This is a genomic window from Spongiivirga citrea (assembly GCF_010671565.1).
Taxonomy (GTDB): Bacteria; Bacteroidota; Bacteroidia; order Flavobacteriales; family Flavobacteriaceae; genus Spongiivirga; species Spongiivirga citrea.
On record NZ_JAABOQ010000007.1, the window covers coordinates 121,711 to 141,801 of the forward strand.

20 protein-coding genes are annotated in these 20,091 nt (G+C 36.3%); 13 read left to right on the forward strand and 7 right to left on the reverse strand.

Going from position 1 to position 20,091, the window contains the following annotated elements:
- Positions 1-10: 10 nt before the first annotated feature.
- The 5 genes from GWK10_RS16365 to gldA form a co-directional block, all read right to left on the reverse strand.
- Entirely contained in the window at positions 11-370 is a 360-nt protein-coding gene (locus tag GWK10_RS16365; protein WP_164033477.1) for a hypothetical protein, read from the reverse strand.
- A 58-nt stretch (positions 371-428) separates the two neighbouring features.
- Entirely contained in the window at positions 429-1,532 is a 1,104-nt protein-coding gene (locus tag GWK10_RS16370; protein ID WP_164033478.1) for a coiled-coil domain-containing protein, read from the reverse strand.
- A 103-nt stretch (positions 1,533-1,635) separates the two neighbouring features.
- On the reverse strand, positions 1,636-2,346 hold the full coding sequence (locus tag GWK10_RS16375) for a hypothetical protein (protein ID WP_164033479.1): 711 nt from the start codon (positions 2,344-2,346) through the stop codon (positions 1,636-1,638).
- Positions 2,333-2,905, reverse strand: coding sequence for an RNA polymerase sigma factor (locus GWK10_RS16380; RefSeq protein ID WP_239540782.1), 573 nt, complete (start codon positions 2,903-2,905; stop codon positions 2,333-2,335). Before GWK10_RS16380 ends, GWK10_RS16375 begins: the two co-directional genes overlap by 14 nt.
- 315 nt (positions 2,906-3,220) lie before the next feature.
- A complete protein-coding gene (gene gldA, locus GWK10_RS16385) occupies positions 3,221-4,114 on the reverse strand; it encodes a gliding motility-associated ABC transporter ATP-binding subunit GldA (RefSeq protein WP_164033480.1) in 894 nt (297 codons plus the stop codon).
- Positions 4,115-4,434: 320 nt separating this feature from the next.
- Here gldA and GWK10_RS16390 point away from each other — a divergent pair, with 320 nt between their 5' ends.
- Genes GWK10_RS16390 through GWK10_RS16405 form a run of 4 tightly spaced genes read left to right on the forward strand, consistent with a single transcriptional unit; the run spans position 4,435 to position 8,400 of the window.
- A complete protein-coding gene (locus GWK10_RS16390; protein ID WP_164033481.1) occupies positions 4,435-5,262 on the forward strand; it encodes a prephenate dehydratase in 828 nt (275 codons plus the stop codon).
- On the forward strand, positions 5,259-6,404 hold the full coding sequence (locus GWK10_RS16395) for a pyridoxal phosphate-dependent aminotransferase (protein WP_164033482.1): 1,146 nt from the start codon (positions 5,259-5,261) through the stop codon (positions 6,402-6,404). The genes GWK10_RS16390 and GWK10_RS16395 overlap by 4 nt, the downstream gene beginning before the upstream one ends.
- Before the next feature lie 42 nt (positions 6,405-6,446).
- Entirely contained in the window at positions 6,447-7,304 is an 858-nt protein-coding gene (locus GWK10_RS16400) for a prephenate dehydrogenase (RefSeq protein ID WP_164033483.1), read from the forward strand.
- A gap of 13 nt (positions 7,305-7,317) precedes the next feature.
- Positions 7,318-8,400, forward strand: a complete 1,083-nt coding sequence (locus tag GWK10_RS16405) for a bifunctional 3-deoxy-7-phosphoheptulonate synthase/chorismate mutase type II (protein WP_164033484.1) — start codon at positions 7,318-7,320, stop codon at positions 8,398-8,400.
- Positions 8,401-8,456: 56 nt separating this feature from the next.
- Here GWK10_RS16405 and GWK10_RS16410 read toward each other — a convergent pair whose 3' ends face one another.
- Positions 8,457-8,912, reverse strand: coding sequence for a hypothetical protein (locus tag GWK10_RS16410; RefSeq protein ID WP_164033485.1), 456 nt, complete (start codon positions 8,910-8,912; stop codon positions 8,457-8,459).
- Positions 8,913-9,016: 104 nt separating this feature from the next.
- Here GWK10_RS16410 and rsgA point away from each other — a divergent pair, with 104 nt between their 5' ends.
- The 9 genes from rsgA to GWK10_RS16455 all read left to right on the forward strand — a co-directional run bounded on the left by rsgA (position 9,017) and on the right by GWK10_RS16455 (position 19,321).
- Complete coding sequence (gene rsgA, locus GWK10_RS16415; RefSeq protein WP_164033486.1) at positions 9,017-9,967, forward strand: ribosome small subunit-dependent GTPase A; 951 nt, start codon at positions 9,017-9,019, stop codon at positions 9,965-9,967.
- Positions 9,968-9,978: 11 nt separating this feature from the next.
- Positions 9,979-10,431 (forward strand): D-aminoacyl-tRNA deacylase, encoded by a 453-nt coding sequence (gene dtd / locus GWK10_RS16420; RefSeq protein WP_164033487.1) that lies wholly within the window; start codon positions 9,979-9,981, stop codon positions 10,429-10,431.
- Between the two features lie 55 nt (positions 10,432-10,486).
- Positions 10,487-12,388: a DUF3857 domain-containing protein gene (locus GWK10_RS16425; RefSeq protein ID WP_164033488.1), complete on the forward strand. Its 1,902-nt coding sequence runs from the start codon at positions 10,487-10,489 to the stop codon at positions 12,386-12,388.
- 7 nt (positions 12,389-12,395) lie between these two features.
- Entirely contained in the window at positions 12,396-14,336 is a 1,941-nt protein-coding gene (locus GWK10_RS16430; protein WP_164033489.1) for a DUF3857 domain-containing protein, read from the forward strand.
- A gap of 3 nt (positions 14,337-14,339) precedes the next feature.
- Complete coding sequence (locus GWK10_RS16435; protein ID WP_164033490.1) at positions 14,340-14,666, forward strand: nucleotide pyrophosphohydrolase; 327 nt, start codon at positions 14,340-14,342, stop codon at positions 14,664-14,666.
- Positions 14,667-14,738: 72 nt separating this feature from the next.
- The gene (gene aroA, locus GWK10_RS16440; protein ID WP_164033491.1) at positions 14,739-15,983 is read left to right on the forward strand and encodes a 3-phosphoshikimate 1-carboxyvinyltransferase; all 1,245 of its coding nucleotides are present in this window, start codon (positions 14,739-14,741) and stop codon (positions 15,981-15,983) included.
- Positions 15,984-16,099: 116 nt separating this feature from the next.
- A complete protein-coding gene (gene queA / locus GWK10_RS16445) occupies positions 16,100-17,149 on the forward strand; it encodes a tRNA preQ1(34) S-adenosylmethionine ribosyltransferase-isomerase QueA (RefSeq protein WP_164033492.1) in 1,050 nt (349 codons plus the stop codon).
- An 87-nt stretch (positions 17,150-17,236) separates the two neighbouring features.
- Positions 17,237-18,289: a 23S rRNA (adenine(2503)-C(2))-methyltransferase RlmN gene (gene rlmN / locus GWK10_RS16450; RefSeq protein ID WP_164033493.1), complete on the forward strand. Its 1,053-nt coding sequence runs from the start codon at positions 17,237-17,239 to the stop codon at positions 18,287-18,289.
- A gap of 54 nt (positions 18,290-18,343) precedes the next feature.
- On the forward strand, positions 18,344-19,321 hold the full coding sequence (locus GWK10_RS16455) for a polyprenyl synthetase family protein (protein ID WP_164033494.1): 978 nt from the start codon (positions 18,344-18,346) through the stop codon (positions 19,319-19,321).
- 5 nt (positions 19,322-19,326) lie between these two features.
- Here GWK10_RS16455 and GWK10_RS16460 read toward each other — a convergent pair whose 3' ends face one another.
- Positions 19,327-20,082 carry a head GIN domain-containing protein gene (locus GWK10_RS16460; RefSeq protein WP_164033495.1) on the reverse strand — a complete coding sequence of 252 codons (756 nt, stop codon included), beginning with the start codon at positions 20,080-20,082 and terminating at the stop codon, positions 19,327-19,329.
- Positions 20,083-20,091: the final 9 nt, after the last annotated feature.

Below are 20,091 nucleotides of genomic sequence, written 5' to 3' on the forward strand. Positions count from 1 at the left end.
TCCTGATTATCTATTTACTTAATCCCGCGAACAAAAAACAAAAAGCAGCTAAAGACAATAACAACCCAGGCACTATCCCGCCTATGAAAAACCCTAATAAGGCGTCGATAAATACAAGTATCGCTATTGTTACTAGGACTTTTTTACTAGCCGGACCTAAAAAGAATGCCAAAAACCCAAAAGCTGCAAGCCCAAGCAAATGTATTGATGGATGAATAAATAATGTTGGCACAATATCTTTCAAAAAATCTTCGGTATTCGACGAGTGAATCATTTCAGAAATATAAGAGTAACCGCTACCATGAAATAGTGCCATTATGATTAAGAATATACCTCCAAAAATATTTGAAATTTTCGCTAGTTGACTCATTAAGTTCTATTGATAGTTTAAAAACTGGAACATTTGATGGTGCTCCAGCTTTATGCTCTTAATCCATATCAAATCGGACACCAACTGATATATTTCGTTGTTCGATTACCTGATCTTTAAAAAGAGGGTTCAGATCATATTTAGCATACACTCCCACCGTCCCGATCGCGGCATAGGCACTTAAACCATAGACCAATTTGTTCACTTGATAATCACGCTTGATCTTGTCTTTTACTCGATCACCGTCTCTACGGTATTTTAATTTTTGACGTGTCCCGATATTGAATCCTGCATACCCACCAACACCAATTTTAAAATGTCTGCGTGTGTAGTAGCGTACATAATCATCGCGTTCCCTTTTACTTGAACTACCAAATTCAAAGTGGACGGGCACTACCAAATTATCCGTTCTAAACTTCGACTTATTTAGCTCCTCTGAAAATTCTTCTAAGGCAATCGTTCCATTATTATCAACAAAATATTGATTGTTATCTGGCTTTAATCCATTCCACTGAAAAGAAATTCCATACTTAAATCGCAGCCAGTTTGTATTGTCAAACACACGTGTTCTCCAAGCCCAGCCCAACTCTAAAAATCGAGAGCCAACAAATTTATAAGGAGAATCGCCGAGTTCTTCTCCATCAATAATGGTATTATTCAATCCTACCGCAACTACAAATTGTGAATAGGTGCGACGATCATATCTAAAATTATTACCATTAATACTCCAAAACCGATCATCATTTGAGCGATATACACGTTCACTACGTTCGTTATCGTAATTGTTCTTTTTAGTATATGTTTTCTCCTCATTTAAATACACCCACTCTCCAGTCGATTCTTTTGTAGGACTTACTGTTCTTGGCAGTTGTCTTTCTAGCAATGCTATTTGATTATCAAGAATTGCAATTCTGTTTTCAATATTGAGTGCTCTAACTCGGGCTGCTTCTTTTTTCAAAGCTTGGGCCTCTTCTAAAGTAATTTCTTTCTTGTTGAGTCGTTCGTTAATTACTTCAACTTCTTTTTTTAAGGCCTCACGCTCTTCTGAGGCTACTAAGGAACGCTCTTTTTTAAGTGTTTTGATCTTGTCTTGTGGCTGTTCTTGAGCTACTGCTCCTACAATGAAGAGGCAGCTAACGACGATAAGTAATAAATGTCTCATGTTTGATTGTTGATTGTATCTGAGTTATTTCCCTCTTCGATATGGAAGAGGGAAAGCTAACTCAAATTGATTGATGAAAGATTAAAATAATTAAAACAATAAATTAATTGTTACGATTGGCCACAGCAGTTCTAGTTTTGTTGAACCCGTTCTTAAGAGCCTCAAAGACCCGATCTCTGAAGGTACGCTCAAGTTCAGCTTCAACATCTAATAACAAGGCATTGGCATCAACTGTTTTTGTATTTTGATTCATTATAGATTGTAATTGTATATCTCGTTCTGCTGATGCAAGAAGTGCTTCCACCTCAGCATCCGTAATTGAATCTTTTTCATTTTTTAAGCGTTGAACCTCAGCAACAACTTCCGCTACTTTAGTGTCAAAGTAATTCATGGTCTCAGTATCCTGATTAGCGACTTCAATAGTATTTTTTACTTCCTCTTTTGCTAATTGCGCTGGTTCCTCACTCACCTTTTTTGGAACTGCTACTATATTGATTTTTGATTGTTTTTCCAATGGAATGATTACTTGATCTTCAACATTTTTGATAGGCTCATCTTTTTTAATATCGAATTCTTCTTCTACAATTTGCTGATCTATTAATTCAACTTCTCTTTGATCAAATTGATACCATAATAATGTACCCAGCAAACCGACCATACAAGCAGCTACAGCGTATTTCCAAAATGCAATTCCCTTCTTGTCATTTTCGCCATCTAACTGCTCGCTCAAGCGCTGCCAAGCATCAGCTGAGGGATTTATTTCCCGATCGCCTAACTGCTTTTTAACTTGATCTTCAAACCTATGCTGTGCCATGTTGGGTTGCATTTAATTGTGTTAACTGTTTTTGAAGCATTTTCCGTGCTTTAAATAATTGAGATTTCGAAGTGCTTTCGGCAATACCCAAAATCTCAGCAATCTCATGATGTTTATAGCCTTCTACCACATACATTACAAAGACTACTTTATAACCTTCCGGCAGTTGATCGATTAATTGTTGAATGTATGCCACATCAAACTCTTCAGTAACTGAGTAATCAACATCTTCTATCTCTAACTCATTCTCTACTACTTCTAGCTGTTTTCGCTGTCTATAGAACGAAATACATTCCCTTACCATAATGCGACGTATCCAACCTTCGAAACTACCTTCTGACCTGAAATTATCAATGTTTTTAAACACCTTCATAAAGCCGGTAAGCATCACCTCTTCTGCTTTATGAACATCATTAATATACTGCCTGCAAATACTCAACATTTTGGGCGCACACTGTTCAAACAAATATTGCTGGGCCATACGATTGCCCTGCGCAACATGCTTTATTAGCTTTGCTTCGTTTTTATAAAGTTGAATGACTTTCAACGACAGTTTCATTTGGTTCTCTATTTACATAGACGAAACTAAATTACGCATGGTTGCCTGAGGATGAAAATTTTTTTGAAGTGAGTTGAAAAATGAGGTGATTCAATTACACAAAGCTCCCTTCCCTTGAGGGAAGGGCTGGGGATTGGTGTTAACTATCAAGACCAATAATTCCGATACAAACCTCGTCTTTCTCAAGGTTTACACCCCTCTAAATCTCCCCTCAAGGGGAGACTTCTTAATAATAAAAATGGAAACTCAGATATTTTAATTTTAAAAAAGGTAGCTCCTCTCCTTTGAAGGAGAAGTTGGGTGAGGATGTAAATTTTAAGCCGTCAACTCCCGAAACAAAGTCTCCAAATTCTGATTTTGTTGATCGAGCTTCAATATCTTCAACTGGTTATCATGGGCAAAATCAAACACTACCGATCGCATATCGGTATTCGTATCAAATGTAAGCTCGTATAAAAAACCTTCTACATTTTTTACCGACTGTACGTGCTCTATACGGTTTAATGCCACCTCTTCTACACGATAATCAAATTCGACCTCAACCACCTGTTGTTGGCCTTTTCTTAGGTCGACCAGGTTTTTATCAGCAACAATCTTTCCCTTATTAATAATAATTACGCGATCACAAATAGCCTCAACCTCTTGCATAATATGTGTCGATAATAGGACCGTTCTATCTTTTCCGAAAGTTTTAATCAACGTACGAATATCGACTAGTTGGTTGGGATCTAATCCCGTAGTCGGCTCATCTAAAATAAGCACCTCGGGCTCGTGTAGTAAAGCAGCCGCCAGACCGACACGCTGTCTATATCCCTTAGAAAGCTGTCCGATTTTTTTGTGCGCTTCTGGTGTTAAACCTGTCTGTTCTATAACTGTATCTACCTTTTTTCTATCAACTTTAAATAAACCCGCATTAAATTGTAAATACTCTCGTACATACATCTCTAAGTACAAAGGATTATGTTCTGGTAAATAGCCAATACTCTTTCTAACCTGGTCAGTTTGAGTATTTACATCAAGCTCATTGACCTCAACATCACCATTAGTTGCCAAAATTGTAGTGGTCAATATTTTCATCATAGTCGATTTTCCTGCCCCATTTGGGCCTAGAAATCCAACTACCTCTCCTTTTTCAATCGCAAACGATACATTGTCAAGAGCTTGTTGCTCTTTGTATTTTTTGCTTACTCCCGATACTTTAATTGACATACTTCAAAATTCTTCAGCAAATATAAATGCTGTTTTTGTTATTAATTACAGCTTAAATTGATAATTTTTAAATGATATCAACATAAATAATGTTAATTCACAAAAATAAAGACTGGGTGTTTGTTTTTTATCAAACTGTTACTACATTAGCCCCATCAGAAAAATACAAATGATTAACAACACTTATTTCTGGAACCGTTTTTATTTTTTCTTCTTCTATTTTGAAGAGAGAACGGGACTATCATGCAAATAAGTATTGTTGCTAAAAGATAAATGAAAAGTCCTGATAAAATTCAGGACTTTTTTTATGCATTAAATTGATGAATAACACAGTTGCAATTCAAGGTGTAAAAGGCTCATTCCACTACCAAGTGGCTCAGGACTACTATCGTAACGATATTTTAGTTGATGAATGTTTGTCGTTTGACAAACTAGTAGATAGCTTAATTGATGGTCAAGCGCATCAAGCCGTTATGGCAATTGAAAACTCCATTGCAGGATCGATCATCCCCAACTACGCATTGATCGATAAACATCAGCTACACATCATTGGCGAGTACTATTTAAACATTCATCACAACCTACTGGCCTTAAAAGGTCAGCAGATTAAAGATATAAAAGAGGTGTGTTCGCACCCTATGGCACTCTTGCAGTGTAAAGATTTCTTCAGGAAACATCCACATATTAAATTAGTTGAAGATGCCGATACCGCCGAGGTTGCTCAACGCATCCAAAAAAATCAAATTAAAGGCATTGCAGCAATTGCTGGAAACGCAGCAGCTAGTTTATACGAGCTAGATATTTTAGCTCCAAGCATTCAAACAATTCAGGATAACTCGACGCGATTTGTAATAGTTCAAACTAGTAATTCGGTAATTCCTAAAAAAGAAATTAGCAAAGCGTCTTTAAAATTTATGACCGACCATAAAAGAGGTAGTCTTGCCACAGTTTTAAATGTCATGAGCGACTGCAAATTGAATTTGACAAAAATTCAATCGCTTCCCGTTATCGAAACCCCTTGGAAATATGCATTTTTTGTAGATATCACTTTTGATGATTATGAAGACTATGATAAAGCCAAGAATATTTTACAATTAATGACCTATGATTTTAAAATACTAGGTGAATATAAAAATGCCAGGTCATGATTAGTACTGCTAACCGCTTACTTACAGTTGAAGAATACTACTTCTCTCAAAAACTAAGAGAAGTAAATCAGCTTATTGCAGATGGAAAACCTGTAATTAATATGGGAATTGGTAGTCCTGATTTGGTTCCGCCAGCTCTAGTATTAAAGGAAATAGCGGAGTCCTTGTTGGATATGGGCGCACATAAATATCAAAGTTATCAAGGATTACCATCGCTTAGAAATGCATTCGCCAACTTCTATAAAAATAAATACAAAGTCGCTATTAACCCCAACAACGAGGTACTTCCATTAATGGGTAGCAAGGAAGGTATTATGCATATTAGTATGGCTTACCTTGATGAAGGAGACCAAGTATTGATTCCGAATCCAGGTTATCCAACGTATTCTTCGGTAAGCAAATTAGTAGGAGCGCAACCCGTTTACTATGACTTAAACGATAGTACCAATTGGCTTCCGGATCTCGACCACTTATCAAAAACAGATTTAAGTAAAGTCAAAATTATGTGGATTAATTATCCGCATATGCCTACTGGCACAAAAGCTCCAAAAGCTCTGTTTAAAGATTTACTAGCTTTTGCTAGAACGCATAGAATTTTGATCGTTAACGACAATCCTTACAGCTTTGTATTAAATGAAAACCCAACGAGTATTCTTGCCGTCGAAGGCGCGAAAGATGTTGCTTTAGAGCTCAACTCGCTCAGTAAAACCTTCAATATGGCAGGATGGCGCGTTGGTATGGTTTTAGGTAATGAGAAACATATCAAGAATATTCTAAAAGTTAAAAGTAATATGGACTCTGGTATGTTCTATGGGATTCAAAAAGGGGCCATCGCTGCCTTGAATATAGGTGATGATTGGTACAATAAAATGAATGCTATTTATCATAAGCGCAGAGAGATGATTTGTCAAATTGCTGATAAACTCGGATGCAAATATCAAAAAGATACTGCCGGAATGTTTGTTTGGTGTAAGCTTCCCGACAGTTCTAGCGATTCAAAATCATACATAAACGAATTATTAGAATCAAAAAACATTTTTGTTGCTCCTGGTAGCATTTTTGGGAGTAATGGGGAAGGTTACATCCGGTTTTCATTGTGTGTGAATGAGGAAAAAATTGAAGAAGCATTAAGTCGATTTTAGATGTTCGATTTAGAAAGTTAAAAATCAACCGAAAAGGAAAGTATGAACATATATATAATAGGAATTGGATTAATAGGAGGCTCATTCGCATTAGATATAAAAGCTACAAATCCTGATGTGTCCATATTCGGGATAGATGCAAATCCTGATAATGCAATTGAAGCGAAGAAGTTGGGCGTAATTGATGAAGTTGCAGATTTTAACACCATCTCAAATGCTGATGTTGTTGTAGTTGCGATTCCTGTGGATGCTTCAATCAAAGTACTTCAAAAAACCTTAGATCTTATTGATGACAATACCCTCATTATAGAAGTAGGTTCAACCAAAGTCCAAATAGTAAATGCGATTGAAGATCATCCTAAAAGAAGAAATTTACTACTTACGCACCCGATAGCAGGAACGGAGTTCTCTGGACCTTCAGCGGCTATTCGACATTTGTACAAAGGAAAAACAAATATCATTTGTGAGATTGAAAAAACCGCGTTCAAACTTCAAGAACGCGCCTTGAAACTGTTTGCTGATGTTGGTATGCGTATTCGATATATGGATCCTGTGGCGCACGATAAGCACATAGCCTATGTATCTCACTTATCGCATATCAGCTCGTTTATGCTCGGGAAAACAGTGATCGAAAAAGAAAAGAATGAGCGTGACATTTTCGATATGGCTGGTAGTGGATTTGAAAGTACCGTTCGACTTGCTAAAAGTTCACCTGCCATGTGGACCCCAATTTTCGAGCAGAACAAAGATAATGTTGTTGAGACTTTAGAAGAATATATTGCCAATTTAGAACAGTTTAAACAGCACTTGATTGACAATAATTTCCAAGCTATTTACAACGAAATGGAAAACACCAATCACATAAAAGAAATATTAAAAGGAATTACCATAAACGCATAGAATACAACTAAAAATGGAAAATAAAAAAGAATTAAGAACATGGTTGGATAGCCATAAACTACCTCACCCATTGGTAATCGCTGGGCCTTGTAGTGCAGAAACTGAAGATCAGGTTTTAAAAGTCGCCCATGGATTAAAGGATACTGATGTAACCTATTTTAGAGCTGGAATTTGGAAACCTAGAACTCGCCCCGGAAACTTTGAAGGTGTAGGAGCAATCGGTTTAAAATGGTTACAGCGGGCAAAGCAAGAAACAGGATTGCTAACTGCTACCGAAGTTGCTAACAAAGCCCACGTTGATCTTGCTTTAGAACATGATATCGACCTACTTTGGATTGGTGCTCGAAGCACTGTAAGTCCATTTATAGTTCAAGAAATAGCCGATGCTTTAAAAGGAACGGATAAGGTTGTTTTAGTAAAAAACCCAGTGAATCCCGATTTGGCATTATGGTTAGGAGCGATTGAGCGTCTTCATACTGCCAATATTGATAAATTAGGAGTGATTCATCGTGGATTTTCAACCTACGAAAAAACGAAATATCGTAACATTCCAGAATGGCAATTAGCAGTTGAGTTACAAGATAAATTTCCTGATCTTCCTCTTATTTGTGATCCTTCACATATAACAGGAAAGCGCGATATGATTTTAGATGTATCACAAACAGCACTCGATCTTAATTTTGATGGTTTAATGATCGAGACGCATATCGATCCTGATAACGCATGGAGTGATGCTGCCCAGCAAGTAACACCAGAAAGTTTAATACAAATTATGCAAGACCTTCGTATTCGTAAAGAAACAAGTCAAGAGGAAGAATACAAAATAAGCTTGAGCAATTTAAGAGCGCAGATTGATGTGGTGGATAATCAATTACTGGATTTAATGGGTAAACGAATGAAAGTAGCTGACTCCATTGGTGCACTTAAAAAAGAGCGAAATGTAGCTGTCTTACAATCAAAACGTTGGAATGAAATTTTAGGTAAGATGATTCTCGAAGGTCATGATCGTGGACTTAGCGAAGAGTTTATCTTAAGAATGTTTAAAGCCATTCACCAAGAGTCTATTAATCATCAAGAAAAGATTATTAAGGCTTAATAAAAAAAGGCCCGAAGCAATGCTTCGGGCTTTTATATTTTAGAAAGTAGTATTTCTTATTTCGCTCTTTTAAATATAAAACGAGTAATAAATATTCCTTGATTATCTCCTTTCCCAGCACTTTCTACACCGCTGGCCACATGGGCAAGTTCCCAGCCATTGGCTGACATGGTATTGATTTTAGAAGAAATCAATGCATCATTTGCTGCAATGTTTTGAAAGCGAATTCCACCTAAATTAAAAAAGTTAAGCAGTTTAGTTTCTTCAAAATTCTTTACACGAATTTCACTACGCTTTGATTTATTTCGTTTGTCTTCTTTTTTGTCCTCCGATCGCATCGAGCTAAACTCTTGATAATCCCGACTGTCGTCAGTATAAATCATTCTAGAGCGCCCTAACCCATTTGGTACAATGGACTCGATTGTTGTCACAACTTGGTATTCGTAGCTTTGAGCTTGAACAGCTGGAACACTAATTAATGCTAGTAGTAAAATGAAAAATAATTTTCTCATAGTAAATAAGTATTTAAGTTTTTAGTTAATAGCGATTAAGATAACAGTTATTTTGAAACTAAATGTTGTTATTTTGTAATCGACAAAAAAACGTGATTAAATACATGACCGGAACGGTTTATAAATCTACAGGCAGCTGGTATACTGTGCATAATGAGCAAGATGCTATCTATAATTGTAGAATAAAAGGTAAGTTTCGTATTGAAGGTATTAAAAGCACCAATCCGGTTGCAGTAGGTGATATAGTCGATTTTGATCTCGATACCGATAGCGATGAAGTAACAGGCGTTATTACCCATATACACGACCGACAAAATTACATTGTTAGAAAATCAGTTAATCTGTCAAAGCAAACACATATTATTGCGGCTAATATTGATCAAGTTTTTTTATTAGTTACTCTAAATAATCCGCCAACCTTTACTGCATTTATAGATCGATTTTTAGTGACTGCCGAGGCCTATGAAGTCCCTCCTGTCTTATTGTTTAACAAAGTAGACACTTATGACGAAGAGGAGCTTTTAGAGATAAAATATCTAGCGGCTATTTACAGAAAAATTGGCTATCCCTGTATTGGCATATCGGCTAAAAATGGGAAAAACGTCGAGAAAGTTAAGGAAATGATGAAGGGTAAAACAAGCATGTTTGCTGGACATAGTGGTGTTGGCAAATCAACTTTAATTAATCGTATAGACCCGACGCTCGCTCTTAAAACCTCAGAAATATCGCAACAACATAAACAAGGTCAGCATACTACTACTTTCGCTGAAATGTTCGACCTAGATTTTAATGCCAGAATTATCGATACTCCGGGTATAAAAGGATTCGGAGTTGTTGATATGGATAAAGATGAGATCGGTGATTATTTCCCGGAGTTTTTTGAGTTGAAATCGGAATGCAAATTCAACAATTGTTTACATATTGAAGAACCAAAATGCGCTGTAAAGGATGCCTTAGATGAAGGAACACTTGCTTGGTCTCGCTATAAAAGCTATGTTCAAATATTAAAAGGCGATGAGGAACATTACAGAAAAGATCATTACGATAACGAATAGTAGTAATAGGTATGAAAGTCGTTATACAACGAGTATCTCAGGCATCAGTCACTATAGATAATAAGGAAGTTGCTTCAATAAAAGCAGGATTATTGGTACTCCTTGGTATTGTAGATGATGACACTGAACAAGATATTATTTGGCTCTGCAATAAAATCATCAATCTTCGCATTTTTAATGATGAAAATGAAGTGATGAACAAATCCCTTCTCGATATCGATGGAGAGGTCATTGTAGTTAGTCAATTCACCTTGCACGCATCGACCAAAAAAGGAAATAGACCTTCGTATATAAAAGCTGCAAAACCAGAAGTCGCAATTCCATTATATGAAAACTTCGTGACCCATCTTAAGACACTTTTAGGCAAAGAAGTGCAGACCGGCGAATTTGGGGCTGACATGAAAGTACAGCTGCTTAACGACGGACCGGTTACGATAATAATCGATAGTAAGCGTAAAGAATAGAATATTTTTTGTTAAATTCCTTAACATTTATATCTTATGCGTCTAAACTAAAACAATGCCTGTAAGAAATTTTCCCTCTATTTTCTTTTTACTAATTCCTTTTATCTGTTTTTCTCAATTTAAAGTAGATGACATTCCTCAAGAACTAAAAGATGGTGCCAATGCTATTGTCTTGTTAGACAGCATACATGTAGACATCACTTCAAGAAAATCGATGACCCTTAGCAAAAAAAGAATTGTCACGGTTTTAAAAGAAGATGGAAACAGCTCAGTCAAGGCTGGGAGTTCATATGATCCATCTACAAAAATCAAGTCTCTAGTGGCTTACATTTACGATAAAAATGGGAATGAGATAAAACGAATAAAGAAGAATGATTTCAAGGATGTAAGTGCTGTCGATGGAGGCACTTTATATGGTGATTCTAGAGTAAAATACTTAGATTACACACCCACTTCCTACCCATACACTGTAGTGTTTAATACCATAACCCAAACAAGTAATACCGCATTTATTCCTTCATGGTTTCCAATAGATGAATATCATATTAGTGTTGCAAAAAGTATCTATACTATTAATGCTCCCGCCGATCTTAAGTTGCGAACAAAGGAGAAAAATCTTGAAGCTTATGAATTCGATAAAAATGAAAATCAGTTAGGATACACTTTTAGTATGAGCAATATTAAAGCTGAGAAAGGAGAGCAGCTTAGCCCAGCTTACTACACTATAGAACCTCAAGTACTTTTTGGATTGAGTAACTTTCATTTAGAAGGTGTCGATGGCAGCGCTGAAGATTGGAAAAGCATGGGGAATTGGCAGTATCAAAAGCTATTGCTGGGACGTGATTTTCTTCCACCAGAAACAATTCAGACTATTACTAATCTTGTGAAAGACGAAAAAGATACCAAAGCAAAAGCAAGAAAAATCTACAAATACGTTCAAGACAACACCCGTTATATAAGTGTCCAACTTGGTATTGGCGGATGGATGCCAATTACTGCAAAAGAAGTTGATAATGTAAAATATGGAGATTGCAAAGGGCTTACTAACTACACCAAAGCCCTACTGAAGTCGCAGGGAATTGATGCTTACTATAGCGTAGTATATGCCGGAAACAGAAAAAAGAGCATGGAATCTGATTTCGCATCCATGCAAGGTAATCACGTAATACTTAATGTTCCTATTGACGGAGAGGATATTTGGTTGGAGTGCACTAGTCAAACAACACCATTCGGGTTTTTAGGTGATTTTACTGACGATCGTGATGTGCTCGTTGTAAAACCAGAAGGTGGTGAAATAAAGCGCACCGCATCCTATATTGACAAAGACAATAGCCTCAAAACAACAGCTAATTACAAATTAAATAAAAATGGATCTATAGAGGGAAGGGTAACGCTCGTTTCTAAGGGCATGCAGTATGATAATAGGTACTACCGTGTGTCAGGACTTGACGATGAAAAAAAGGAAAAATATTACAAAAACTATTGGTCAAACATTGGGAATCTAAAAATTAAGGAGGCATCATCTTTAGGTATTTCTAATCCGTTCATTCTTGGTACAGAAACTATAGAATTATCAGCTACTAGTTTTGCAAGAATTACCGATGAAGGCATCATCTTTCAAATTAACCCTTTTAACGCCAATACCTTTGTGCCAGATCGTTACAAAAACAGGAAACAACCTTTCGAAATTGCTAGGGGATATGAAGATACTGCTGAATATACAATTGCCCTTCCTGAAGGCTTTTCTCTAGAACAAGCCCCTACCCCTGTCTCACTAGAAACCAAATACGGTAGTTACCAAATGACCATCGAAAAAAAAGGTGAAAACAAGCTTAGTTACAAACGCACTGTATTAATTAAAAAGGGATTGTATCCTAAAGAAGAATATAACGACTACCGCAACTTTAGGCGTAAAGTTGCTAAAAATGACAAACTAAAACTACTCCTAAAACAATAACCCTATTATGAATAAAAAAGCAATAGCGGCATTTTTAATGCTATTTGTTGGCATTGGTACTGCCCAAGATTATAAGTTTAGAAAAGTATCACTTGATGAAGTACAAGAAACTGTTTATGACAAAGATTCTACTGCGAACGCCGTTTTTCTTTACAAAAACAGAAAATCATATTACAGAATTGTTTCAGGTGTAGGTATCAATTTGATTACCGATGTACACGAACGTGTTAAAATCTACAATAAGAGTGGAATGGAATATGCTACAAAAGAATTCAGCTTGTACAAAGATGGTGGCAAACGAGAAAGTCTTACAGGCCTAAAGGCATATACCTATAATGAAGAAAACGGAAAACTGGCCGAGACCAAACTAGGGAAAGATGGGATTTTTAAATCGGAATATTCTGAAAACTTCAACGAATTTAAATTTACAATGCCACAGGCAAAAAAAGGTTCGGTTTTAGAATATAAATACACCATTACGTCGCCATACTATCAATATATTGACGAATTCGTCTTTCAAGAAGATATTCCAACAAAAAGAGTAGACGCGAGCATGTCTATTTATGGGATTTTTGGTTTTGGTCAAATACAAAAAGGGTTTTTACCTATAAATCCAAGAACAGAAACCTTGAATGATGCCGCATCTGGTTTTAAAGTGGTAAAAAACCACTATACTATGACTGATGTGCCAGCACTAAAAAAAGAAAACTATGTTTCTAATATTGACAATTTCAGATCGGCTGTCAAATTCGAATTAAAGTCGGTTTCGCCACCAAATGGTGACACTGAAAATTTCGCAACTACATGGGAGAATGTTTCAAAAAGTATTTATAAAAGTAAATCCTTCAAAATACAAATGGAACAAGAAGGCTATTACAAAGATGATCTTGAGGTCATTTTAGCCGAAGCTCCTTCTGAAATGGATAAAATGAATGCCATCTTCGCTTTTGTTAAGTCAAAGGTAAAATGGAATGACAAGCGTGGAGTTTATGCAAAAAACTTGCGAAAGGCATATAAGGATGGAGTAGGAAATGTTGCTGACATTAATTTAATGCTAATATCGATGTTGCGTTATGCAAAAATTGATGCAAGCCCAGTTCTCGTTAGTACTCGTCAAAATGGAATCCCATTATTTCCCACACTGCAAGGATTTAATTATGTGGTCGCCGCCGCTAAAATCAATAACAATCGCTATTTATTAGATGCTACATCACCTTATACAACACCAGGTATTTTGCCAGTAAGGGCATTAAATTGGCAAGGACGTTTAATTGAAAATGAAGAAGTATCTAATTTTCTTCCTTTGGTTCCAAAAAAGCAGGCTTTAGAGAACATTACTATGAATGTAACTTTAAGTGACGATGGCACTATTGAAGGTAAATGCAGAGAGGTCTATACCAACCATAACGCCATGATTGTTCGCAGTAATTACAATTCAACCAACGAAGAGGAATATATAGAAAAGTTGACTGAAAGACGGGATGATCTAGAAATCTCAAACTTTAATATTTCTAATAACAAAGAATTAGGCAAATCTCTAATGGAAACCTATGAGTTTTACAAAGAGGATGTTGCAGAAACCATTAATGATAAGCTGTACTTTTCTCCTTTGTTTCATATGGCCGTGGACGAAAACCCATTTAAATCAGAAAAAAGAGAATATCCTATTGAATTTGGATATCCTTGGAAGGATAAATTTCTAGTAAATGTCGTGATTCCTGATGGATACGAAATTGAAAGCATTCCAGAACCAGTTTCTGTATCCTTACCGCAGGATATCGGTAAATTTCGATACAATATTAGTAATACAGGTGGAATGCTGCGTATTTCGGCTGAAACAAGTATGAACTATCCGATAATTCCAGCACAATTTTACCCCGCATTAAAGCAATTTTATAAGAATTTGGTGGAAAAACACACAGAACGTGTAGTTTTGAAAAAAATATGAGGCATGAACATTCAAAACGCTCAAGAAGCAGTTGATAATTGGATAAAGGAACACGGTGTTCGCTACTTTAACGAGCTTACCAATATGGCGCAGCTTACTGAAGAAGTTGGTGAAGTGGCAAGAATTATAGCAAGGCGTTATGGCGAGCAAAGTGAAAAAGAGAGTGACAAAAACAAGGATCTTGGTGAAGAGCTTGCTGATGTACTTTTTGTAGTGCTCTGTCTGGCCAATCAAACAGGTGTCGATCTACAAGAATCATTTGATAAAAAACTCGACTTAAAAACTAAAAGAGATCACGATAGGCATCATAATAATGAAAAGTTGAAATAGCAATTTCATTTATAAACTCATTATCTTTGAATCCCGATGACAGCATTTTGTTATCGGGATTTATTTTTACCAATGAATATACACCTTAGCTCAAAAAACACTAATCCGTCAGTTTCTATTCAAATTACTGGTTCTAAAAGTGAATCAAATAGGCTATTGCTTTTGCAATCCCTATATCCACAAATCAGCATAGACAACATATCAAATTCCGATGACTCGGAATACATGCAAAAAGCATTGAAATCACTAGAGCTTGAAAAGGAAGCGATTACTGTAGTTGATATTCATCATGCAGGTACGGCTATGCGGTTTTTAACGGCATTTTTTTCTATTCAAAATGAAAAGGAAACTGTACTTACGGGCTCTAAAAGAATGAAAGAACGACCCATCAAAATTCTAGTTGATGCACTCAGACAACTCGGAGCAAATATTTCATATGAAAATGAAGAAGGATATCCACCTATCAGACTCCAAGGAAAAACTTTAGATGGCGGCAAAGTAACACTTGCAGCCAATGTTAGTAGCCAGTACATTTCGGCCTTACTCCTTATAGGTGGTAGACTTAAAAATGGTATCGAATTACACTTGGAGGGAAAAATAACATCCGTGCCTTACATTAAAATGACATTGGCATTACTTGAAGAAATTGGCCTTCACACGAGTTTTGCGGGCAATGTTATTTCTGTTCAACCTAAAAAAGAGGTCGCCTCTAAAAAAATGGTGGTAGAATCTGATTGGAGTTCAGCATCGTATTTTTACAGTATTGCTGCACTTAGTGAAATTGGCTCTGAAATCACACTTTCCAGTTATAAGCAAAATAGTCTTCAAGGCGATTCAGTATTAGCCGAAATCTATAGAGACTTCGGAGTAGAAACCTCATTTCAATCAAATTCAATTAACTTAAAAAAGACTACAGACCGTAAACTTAAGACTGTGGACTATAAGTTGGATAACGCTCCAGATATCGCACAAACTATAGCTGTTACTTGTCTAGGTTTAGGTATAGCTTGTGATTTACATGGCCTACATACACTTCCGATTAAGGAAACTGATAGACTTGCAGCATTAAAAACAGAAATAGAAAAATTGGGAGGTAAAGTTTCAATTACTGCCGAAAGTCTTCATCTAAGGCCGACCAATACTATTAAAGAAAATATTGCTATCGACACCTATCAGGATCACCGCATGGCAATGGCTTTTGCACCATTAGCCTATAAAGTTCCCATTACAATAAATGAAGCTGAAGTTGTTTCAAAATCTTACCCTGATTTTTGGAAGGATATGGGTTCTGTCGGGATTAAGAGTATTGAAGACTAGAGAAAATATTTGGTCAGACTGGTCTAAGCTCTTCAACTTATCAAACTTTACTAGTAATTTACTTGACAACCCCTATCTCGAGATTGTATATTTGCCGCTTGTAAAAAAACTACTAAATGAAGTTATCCCATTTTAATTTTGATCTGCCTAACGATTTACTAGCTGAATACCCTTCAGAAAATCGTGATGAAGCCAGATTAATGGTATTAGATCGCGCAAAGCAAACAATTGAGCACAAACAGTTCAAAGACATTATCAATTATTTTGATGAAGAAGATGTTATGGTGCTTAATAATACCAAGGTATTTCCTGCTCGTCTTTTTGGTAATAAAGAAAAGACCGGTGCCCGTATCGAAGTATTCTTGTTAAGAGAGTTAAACAGAGAAAGTCGCCTTTGGGATGTATTAGTAGACCCTGCACGTAAAATTAGAATCGGTAATAAATTGTATTTCGGTGAAGATGAAAGTCTAGTTGCTGAAGTAATAGATAATACTACATCAAGAGGTCGTACGCTTCGTTTTTTATATGACGGATCGTACGAAGAGTTCCGTTTAAAATTAAGAGAGCTTGGTGAAACGCCACTTCCTAAATATATTAAGCGCGAAGTAGAACCTGAAGATGAAAGCAGATATCAAACCATTTATGCTAAAAATGAAGGAGCTGTTGCTGCGCCTACAGCCGGGTTACACTTTTCTAAGCACTTACTGAAACGCTTAGAGATTAAAGGAGTGAAATTCGCTGAAGTTACTTTGCATGTTGGTTTAGGAACGTTTAATCCGGTGGAAGTTGAAGATCTTTCAAAACACAAAATGGATTCTGAGGAACTAGCAATAGAGCAACATTCCGCTGATGTTGTTAATAATGCCAAGAAAAATAAACGACGTGTTTGTGCAGTCGGCACAACAGTAATGAGAGCGTTGGAAACTTCTGTTTCTTCTGACCTTACTTTAAATGCATATGAAGGGTGGACAAATAAATTTATCTTCCCTCCTTATGAGTTTGCTATTGCAGATAGTATGATTACAAACTTCCACACACCAAAATCAACCTTATTGATGATGGTATCTGCATTTGCAGGCCATGATTTTGTGAAGGAAGCATATGCGGAAGCAATTAAAGAGAAATACAATTTCTATTCTTATGGTGACGCCATGTTGATCATCTAAGATCTAGATAATAGAAATAGCAAAAAACCCAGGCATTATCGTCTGGGTTTTTTAATATCCCAAAGTTGTATTTTTGCAATTCATACAATGACTGATAAAAAGAAAGACATACGAGCTCTTACCAAAGAGGCCTTGCGAGAATTTTTTGTTGCGAATGGAGATAAAGCCTTTCGTGGTAATCAGGTTTATGAATGGTTATGGGCCAAAGGAGCTCACTCTTTTGACGATATGACTAATATCTCAAAAGACACCCGCCAAATGCTCGAAGCCAATTTTGTAATCAACCATATTCGGGTAGATCATATGCAGCGCAGCAATGATGGTACTATTAAAAATGCGGTGACCTTACATGATGGTTTGGTTGTAGAGTCAGTTTTAATACCGACAGATTATCGCACCACAGCTTGCGTTTCATCTCAGGTTGGTTGTAGCTTAGATTGTAAATTTTGTGCCACTGCTCGATTAAAAAGGATGAGAAATTTAAATCCTGATGAGATTTATGATCAAGTTGTAGCCATTAATAATCAGAGTAAACATTATCACGATCGAAAATTGACCAATATTGTTTTTATGGGAATGGGGGAACCTCTAATGAATTACCCCAACGTTTTAAAAGCAATCGATAAAATCACCTCCGATGAAGGTTTGGGTATGTCACCAAGACGAATTACCGTATCGACCTCTGGAGTACCAAAAATGATTAAAAAAATGGCCGATGACGAGGTGAAATTCAATCTTGCTGTATCGCTGCACTCTGCATTAGATGATGTACGTACTTCGATTATGCCATTCAATTCCAAATTTCCATTAGCTGATCTTAGAGAAGCATTGCAACATTGGTATGCAAAGACCAAAAAAATGATCACCTACGAATATGTAGTTTGGGCAGGGATTAACGATCAACCGAAAGATGTTGATGCTCTGGTCGAGTTTTGTCGATTTGCACCTAGCAAAGTGAATCTTATTGAATACAACCCAATTGATGACGGTATTTTTCAACAAGCTGGTGAGAAAGCAATCAAAATGTACGTCGATAAACTAGAAAGAAACAATATTACCGTTACCATTAGAAGATCACGCGGTAAGGATATTGATGCTGCCTGTGGGCAGCTTGCCAATAAAAATGATGCTGTTGTCTAAAAAGCTATTTTCAAAGGATAGGTTCATAGCCTAAACCTTATCTTTATAAACCGAATGAAAGTAGTCGAGCAAATAAAAGCCCCTATTTTAGAAGAAATGGAATTGTTTGAGGATAAGTTTTCTCAATCAATGTCATCGAAGGTGGCACTTCTTAATCGAATCACTCATTATATCGTTAATCGAAAAGGGAAGCAAATGCGACCTATGTTCGTATTTCTTGTTGCCAAAATGGTTTCTGAAGGCGAAGTAAACGAACGTACCTATCGCGGTGCATCTATCATTGAGCTTATTCATACAGCTAGTTTAGTACACGATGACATTGTAGACGATAGTAATATGCGTCGCGGATTCTTCTCGATCAATGCTCTTTGGAAGAATAAAATAGCGGTATTAGTAGGTGACTATTTGTTTTCAAAAGGTTTATTGGTTTCAGTTGAATATGGTGATTATGATTTGCTACAGATCATCTCCGTTGCCGTAAAAGAAATTAGTGAAGGAGAGCTATTACAAATCGAAAAAGCTAGGAAACTTGATATTACCGAGGACGTCTATTACGAAATCATTCGCCAAAAAACAGCAACGCTTATTGCTGCTTGCTGTAGTATGGGAGCCTGCTCTGTAAAACCGGATTCTGATGATGTTGAAACCATGCGAAAGTTTGGTGAACTAATTGGTATTGCCTTTCAAATTAAAGATGACCTTTTTGATTACGGGGAAGAAAAAATTGGAAAGCCAACGGGTATCGATATCAAAGAGCAAAAAATGACTTTGCCACTTATCTATGCTCTGAACAATTCATCCTCTAGAGAAAAAAATTGGCTTATAAACTCTATCAAAAACCACAACAAAAATAGAAAGCGTGTTAAAGAAGTTATAGCTTTTGTAAAAGAAAAAGGCGGACTAGAATATGCAGTTACCAAAATGCTAGATTATCAAAAAGAAGCACTATCGCTACTAGCACAATATCCTGATTCCATCTATAAAGAAGCGCTTATTCTAATGGTCAATTACGTAATTGAAAGAAAGAAGTAAAGTGTCTAATCTTCCCTAAAAATCAATCGTCCGTTAAATATTTCATCAACCTCAATGGTTTCAGGACGATTATAACTAATTACATTTCCAACACTTCTAATTGTCCCTGTCAATGATACTTGTGGATTAATAATAATATCATTGCTTCCCCTATGATTTACATTAACTGCATTGGCAAGAAGGTCTTTTCCTTCAAAACGTCCGTTTCCTGCAACATATTGAATATTCAAACTTTGGGTAGATCCAGAAATAAAACAATTTGACAAATTGTTAAATACCAGAGTTACAGATTGATTATCAACCTCCAAACGAAAGTCGCCAATGGTCACGCTGTCAGGGAAATTAAAATCCTCTGATATTAAACGAATACTTGGATACGTCAAAATACCATCTGACCTTATTTCATATTGAGAAGCTGTTCTTAGTTCTGTGATATTTGGTGCCGAAACGTAGGCAATCGTCGTTCCAAAACTTCTAAAAGTGTTGCAGCCATTATTATCCGATAAGATCAATTGTCCATCAACCACTTCTGCAGTGATATCACTCAACAAATTTTTCCCTGTTTCAATCACCACTTTGGCAGTTGGTTCGTCTTTTAAAACTAGTGTCACATTTTCATTGACTAGTATTCTAGAAAAATCAGCCACAGTAAATTCTTGCCGTACAATATCTCCCGTAGTCTGGAAACAATCATTCGCATCTTCATTGTTACAGGCAAAAGTGAACACAGCTATTACAAAAAGATATATTGTTTTTCTCATGGTAAAGAT

Coding starts and splice junctions, on each gene's coding strand:
- aroA (WP_164033491.1), top strand. CDS start 14,739: ATGAATATACACCTTAGCTCAAAAAACACTAATCCGTCAGTTTCTATT.
- GWK10_RS16395 (WP_164033482.1), top strand. CDS start 5,259: ATGATTAGTACTGCTAACCGCTTACTTACAGTTGAAGAATACTACTTC.
- GWK10_RS16375 (WP_164033479.1), bottom strand. CDS start 2,346: ATGGCACAGCATAGGTTTGAAGATCAAGTTAAAAAGCAGTTAGGCGAT.
- GWK10_RS16410 (WP_164033485.1), bottom strand. CDS start 8,912: ATGAGAAAATTATTTTTCATTTTACTACTAGCATTAATTAGTGTTCCA.
- queA (WP_164033492.1), top strand. CDS start 16,100: ATGAAGTTATCCCATTTTAATTTTGATCTGCCTAACGATTTACTAGCT.
- gldA (WP_164033480.1), bottom strand. CDS start 4,114: ATGTCAATTAAAGTATCGGGAGTAAGCAAAAAATACAAAGAGCAACAA.
- dtd (WP_164033487.1), top strand. CDS start 9,979: ATGAAAGTCGTTATACAACGAGTATCTCAGGCATCAGTCACTATAGAT.
- GWK10_RS16405 (WP_164033484.1), top strand. CDS start 7,318: ATGGAAAATAAAAAAGAATTAAGAACATGGTTGGATAGCCATAAACTA.
- GWK10_RS16370 (WP_164033478.1), bottom strand. CDS start 1,532: ATGAGACATTTATTACTTATCGTCGTTAGCTGCCTCTTCATTGTAGGA.
- rsgA (WP_164033486.1), top strand. CDS start 9,017: ATGACCGGAACGGTTTATAAATCTACAGGCAGCTGGTATACTGTGCAT.
- GWK10_RS16435 (WP_164033490.1), top strand. CDS start 14,340: ATGAACATTCAAAACGCTCAAGAAGCAGTTGATAATTGGATAAAGGAA.
- GWK10_RS16365 (WP_164033477.1), bottom strand. CDS start 370: ATGAGTCAACTAGCGAAAATTTCAAATATTTTTGGAGGTATATTCTTA.
- GWK10_RS16380 (WP_239540782.1), bottom strand. CDS start 2,905: ATGAAACTGTCGTTGAAAGTCATTCAACTTTATAAAAACGAAGCAAAG.
- GWK10_RS16425 (WP_164033488.1), top strand. CDS start 10,487: ATGCCTGTAAGAAATTTTCCCTCTATTTTCTTTTTACTAATTCCTTTT.
- GWK10_RS16390 (WP_164033481.1), top strand. CDS start 4,435: ATGAATAACACAGTTGCAATTCAAGGTGTAAAAGGCTCATTCCACTAC.
- rlmN (WP_164033493.1), top strand. CDS start 17,237: ATGACTGATAAAAAGAAAGACATACGAGCTCTTACCAAAGAGGCCTTG.
- GWK10_RS16430 (WP_164033489.1), top strand. CDS start 12,396: ATGAATAAAAAAGCAATAGCGGCATTTTTAATGCTATTTGTTGGCATT.
- GWK10_RS16455 (WP_164033494.1), top strand. CDS start 18,344: ATGAAAGTAGTCGAGCAAATAAAAGCCCCTATTTTAGAAGAAATGGAA.
- GWK10_RS16400 (WP_164033483.1), top strand. CDS start 6,447: ATGAACATATATATAATAGGAATTGGATTAATAGGAGGCTCATTCGCA.
- GWK10_RS16460 (WP_164033495.1), bottom strand. CDS start 20,082: ATGAGAAAAACAATATATCTTTTTGTAATAGCTGTGTTCACTTTTGCC.